The sequence below is a fragment of the Brevundimonas sp. genome, from assembly GCF_023259385.1.
Lineage (GTDB): Bacteria > Pseudomonadota > Alphaproteobacteria > Caulobacterales > Caulobacteraceae > Brevundimonas.
On sequence record NZ_JAHFPF010000055.1, the window covers coordinates 1 to 4,794 of the forward strand.

3 protein-coding genes are annotated in these 4,794 nt (G+C 66.9%); 1 reads left to right on the top strand and 2 read right to left on the bottom strand.

Annotation, left to right across the window (positions count from 1 at the left end):
- Positions 1 to 3,320, bottom strand: a 3,320-nt coding sequence (gene rpoB, locus Q0C81_RS06100; protein WP_291835046.1) for a DNA-directed RNA polymerase subunit beta, incomplete at its 3' end; no start/stop codon positions are given.
- 385 nt (positions 3,321 to 3,705) lie between these two features.
- On the opposite strand from rpoB, the gene Q0C81_RS06105 reads away from it, so the two are divergent.
- Positions 3,706 to 4,227 carry an FKBP-type peptidyl-prolyl cis-trans isomerase gene (locus Q0C81_RS06105; RefSeq protein ID WP_291835048.1) on the top strand — a complete coding sequence of 174 codons (522 nt, stop codon included), beginning with the start codon at positions 3,706 to 3,708 and terminating at the stop codon, positions 4,225 to 4,227.
- Here Q0C81_RS06105 and Q0C81_RS06110 read toward each other — a convergent pair.
- Positions 4,224 to 4,794: DUF2268 domain-containing putative Zn-dependent protease (locus tag Q0C81_RS06110; RefSeq protein WP_291835051.1), on the bottom strand; the 571-nt coding region annotated here is incomplete at its 5' end. The genes Q0C81_RS06105 and Q0C81_RS06110 overlap by 4 nt on opposite strands.

Below are 4,794 nucleotides of genomic sequence, written 5' to 3' on the forward strand. Positions count from 1 at the left end.
CCCTTGTTGCCGTGACGGCCGGCCATCTTGTCGCCGGGCTGAAGCTTGCGCTTCACGGCCACGAAGACCTTGACCATCTTCATCACGCCCGGGGGCAGTTCGTCGCCGCGCTGCAGCTTCTCGACCTTGTCCTCGAAGCGGCGGTCGAGGGCCTTACGGGCGTCCTCGAACTGCTTCTTCATGGCCTCCAGCTCGCCCATCGTCTTCTCGTCGTCGAGAGCGATCTGCCACCACAGGCCCTTGGACAGCTCGCCGAGCTTGTCTTCGGTGATCTCGCCGCGGCCCAGGCCCTTCGGACCCGAGACGGCGGTCTTGCCCAGCAGCAGGGGCTGCAGGCGGCCGTAGACGTTGCGCTCGAGGATCTTGAGCTCGTCGTCGCGGTCCTTGCCCAGACGTTCGATCTCGGCGCGTTCGATCGCCATGGCGCGCTCGTCCTTGTCGACGCCGTGGCGGTTGAAGACGCGCACGTCGACGATGGTGCCGGCGACGCCGGGCGGCAGGCGCAGCGAGGTGTCGCGGACGTCCGAAGCCTTCTCGCCGAAGATGGCGCGCAGCAGCTTCTCTTCCGGGGTCATCGGGCTCTCGCCCTTCGGCGTCACCTTGCCGACCAGGATGTCGCCCGGCTGGACTTCGGCGCCGATCGCCACGATGCCCGCTTCGTCGAGGTTGCGCAGGGCTTCCTCGCCGACGTTCGGGATGTCGCGGGTGATTTCTTCCGGACCCAGCTTGGTGTCGCGGGCCATCACTTCGAACTCGTCGATGTGGATCGACGTGAAGATGTCGTCGCGCACGATGCGCTCCGAGATCAGGATCGAGTCCTCGAAGTTGTAGCCGTTCCACGGCATGAAGGCGACGAGGGCGTTCCGGCCCAGGGCCAGTTCGCCCAGGTCCGTCGACGGGCCGTCGGCGATCACGTCGCCGGTCTTCACTTCATCGCCCACGCGCACGATCGGGCGCTGGTTGATGCAGGTCGACTGGTTCGAACGCTGGAACTTGGACAGGCGGTAGATGTCGACGCCCGAGCGGCCGGCTTCCAGGTCGCCGGTGGCGCGCACGACGATACGCGTACCGTCGATCTGCTCGACCACGCCGTCACGACGGGCGACCACGACGGCGCCGGAGTCCACGGCCACGACCGCTTCCATGCCGGTGCCGACCAGCGGCGCGTCGGACTGGACCAGCGGCACGGCCTGACGCTGCATGTTCGCGCCCATCAGTGCCCGGTTGGCGTCGTCGTTTTCCAGGAACGGGATCAGGGCGGCGGCGACCGAAACGACCTGCTTCGGCGACACGTCCATCATGTCCACGTCAGCCTTGATCAGCAGCTGGGATTCGCCGTTGATCCGGCCGGGGACCAGGTCCTCGACGATCTGGCCGTCCTTCAGCTCGATGTTGGCCTGGGCGATCGTGTACTTCGCCTCTTCCATGGCCGAGATGTAGACCACCTCGTCCTGGGCCTGGCCGTCCTTCACGCGGCGGTACGGGCTCTCGATGAAGCCGTACTTGTTCACGCGGGCGTGGGTCGCCAGCGAGTTGATCAGGCCGATGTTCGGGCCTTCCGGCGTTTCGATCGGGCAGATGCGGCCGTAGTGGGTCGGGTGCACGTCGCGGACTTCGAAGCCCGCACGCTCACGCGTCAGACCGCCCGGGCCAAGCGCCGAAAGGCGACGCTTGTGGGTGATCTCGGACAGCGGGTTCGTCTGGTCCATGAACTGCGACAGCTGCGACGAGCCGAAGAACTCGCGAACCGCGGCGGCGGCCGGCTTGGCGTTGATCAGGTCGTGCGGCATGACCGTGTCGATATCGACCGAGCTCATGCGCTCCTTGATGGCGCGTTCCATGCGCAGCAGGCCGACGCGGTACTGGTTCTCCAGCAGCTCGCCCACCGAGCGGACGCGGCGGTTGCCCAGGTTGTCGATGTCGTCGATCTCGCCCTGGCCGTCCTTCAGGCCGACCAGGATCTGCAGGACCTTCAGCACGTCTTCCTTGCGCAGCACGCGGATCTCGTCCGAGACCTCCGGGCTTTCCAGGCGCATGTTCATCTTGACCCGGCCGACGGCCGACAGGTCGTAGCGTTCGCTGTCGAAGAACAGCGACTGGAACATGGCTTCGGCGGCTTCCGGGGTCGGCGGCTCGCCCGGACGCATCACGCGGTAGACGTCGAACAGCGCGTCCTCGCGGCCGGTGTTCTTGTCGATGCGCAGGGTGTTGCGCATGTAGGCGCCGACCGTGACGTGGTCGATGTCCAGCACGTCGATGGTGGTGAAGCCGTAGCTTTCCAGCAGTTCGATCGTGGCCTGATCCAGCTCGTCGCCGGCCTCGGCGTAGATCTCGCCGGTTTCGTAGTTCACGGCGTCGGCGGCCAGGTAGCGGGTCAGCAGGGCGTCGGCGGCCAGCGACAGCGAGGTCGTGGTCTCGCCCAGCTTCTTGGCCTGACGGGCGCTGATCTTGGTGCCGGCGGCGGCGATGACTTCACCGGTGTCGGCGTCGACCAGGTCGAACTCCGGCTTCACGCCGCGCCAGCGCTCGGCCTTGTAGGGCGTGACCCAGCCTTCGCCGCGCTTCTCGTAGGGCACGGTGTCGTAGAAGGTCTTGAGGATCTCCTCGCCGTCCATGCCCAGGGCCATCAGGAAGGTCGAGGCCGGCAGCTTCCGGCGACGGTCGATGCGGACGTAGACGATGTCCTTGGCGTCGAACTCGAAGTCCAGCCACGAGCCGCGGTACGGGATCACGCGGGCGGCGAACAGCAGCTTGCCCGAGCTGTGCGTCTTGCCCTTGTCGTGGTCGAAGAAGACGCCCGGCGAACGGTGCATCTGGGACACGATCACCCGCTCGGTCCCGTTGACGATGAAGGTGCCCTTGTCCGTCATCAGGGGGATGTCCCCCATGTAGACGTCCTGCTCCTTGATGTCCTTGACCGAGCGCGCGCCGGTCTCTTCGTCCATCTCGAACACGATCAGGCGCAGCTTCACCTTCAGCGGCGCGGCGTACGTCATGTCGCGCTGGATGCACTCCTCGACGTCGTACTTGGGCTCTTCGAACTCGTACGAGACGTATTCCAGGATGGCGCGTTCGTTGAAGTCCTTGATCGGGAAGACCGACTTGAAGACCGCCTCGATGCCTTCATCGGTGCGCAGGCCCGGACGGCCCTCGCGCTGAAGGAACTGCTCGTACGACGCGCGCTGAACCTCGATCAGGTTCGGCATCTGCACGGCTTCCGGAATACGACCGAAGGAGTGACGGATGCGCTTCTTGCCGGTGAACGAGGTGGCGGTGAGGAACTGACCGCTGACGGTGAGTTCCGCTTTGGACTTGGCCATTCTGTCTTCCCAATGCGGCCCGGGCAGGCCGCTTTAAATGCAGCAGCCACGGCTCGCCGGACGGCGACCCGTGACAATCGGTTTCGGCGTCCACCCTCGGGCCTCGCGGTCCCAGGACACCTGAATTGTATGGCTCCTATGGGGAGGAGCGCGCCTTCGCACCGGTCGGAGGGCGACAAACCGGGCCTCGGCGCTTTCGCGCGGGACTCTTTTGAGAGAGATTGCGGAACCGGGTGATATACTCGCTTTGGCGGCGAAATAAAGGTCGCTGTGGAAAATCTTGGCGCCTCGGCGGAATTCGCCTTGCCCTTCCCGCAACCCCCGCCGCAGCCGGACGATATGGGGTCTCTTCCCGTCACCGCCAACTCCCTGCTAGCGTCGCCGTATGACCCGTATCCTGACCGTCTCCGCCGCCACCCTGATCGGGGTCCTGTCGCTCGCCGCCTGCGCCTCCGCGCCCCAGGCCCCCGCCCCCGTGGCGCTGGGGACCGGCACCGCCGAGGGCTGGACCGCCGGCAACCTCGAATACCTGCGCATCAACGGCGCGCGTAAGGGCTGGACCACCACCGAGAGCGGCCTGCAGTACCGCCGCGTCGGCCCCGCCCACCCGGAGGGCCGCCGGCCGGTCGCCGCCGATACGGTCAAGGTCCACTACCGCGGGACCTTCGTGGACGGCCGCCAGTTCGACAGCAGCTATGACCGCAACGAACCCACGGAGTTCCCGCTGGGCCGCGTCATCAAGGGCTGGACCGAGGGCGTCGCCCTGATGCGGGAGGGCGAGAAGTTCGAGTTCGTCATCCCCGCCTCGCTCGGCTACGGCGAGCGCTGGGTCGGCGGCGGCGAGCTGCCGCCCAACTCGACCCTGCTGTTCACGGTCGAGCTGCTGGAAGTGAAGCCGGCGGCCTAGTCCGGCGCCGCCCCCGGCCGCCACCCGCTGGCGGCCAGGAAGGCTTTCGCGTCCGTCATCCGCAGCATGTCGGCGACCGCCTGCCGTTTGTCGGCGGCGTTGCGGTGATACGCCCCGGCGATCCGGTAGCCGACCCAATAGCCCAGGTCGCCCGGCCTCTCCGGTGTGGAATTGTAGACCCAGGCCGACAGATCGGTCTTGTCGACGTCGGGGGCGAAGGCGGCCTCGATCTCGGCCTCGCGCCCGGCGACCAGGGCGTCCAGATAGGCGTAGGCCCCATCGCCCGAGACCAGTTCGGTGACGAACTCGGCGATCCCCTCCACCAGGGAGACCTCCAGCACCGTCAGCCCCTCCCTCTCGGTCAGCGCGGCCGCCTGCTGGCTGTGCACATACTCGTGCACCAGCACCCGCACGAAGCGGTCCTCCATGTCGGGATTGATGAAGTCGCTGGCGCACAGCGCTTCCAGTCCCACCTGGATGCCGGTCACCGGACTGCCGATCGCGATCGGCTTGCCGCGCCCGATCGCGAAGGTCGCCGGCGGGAAGCGCGCCTCGGGGTAAAGGTCG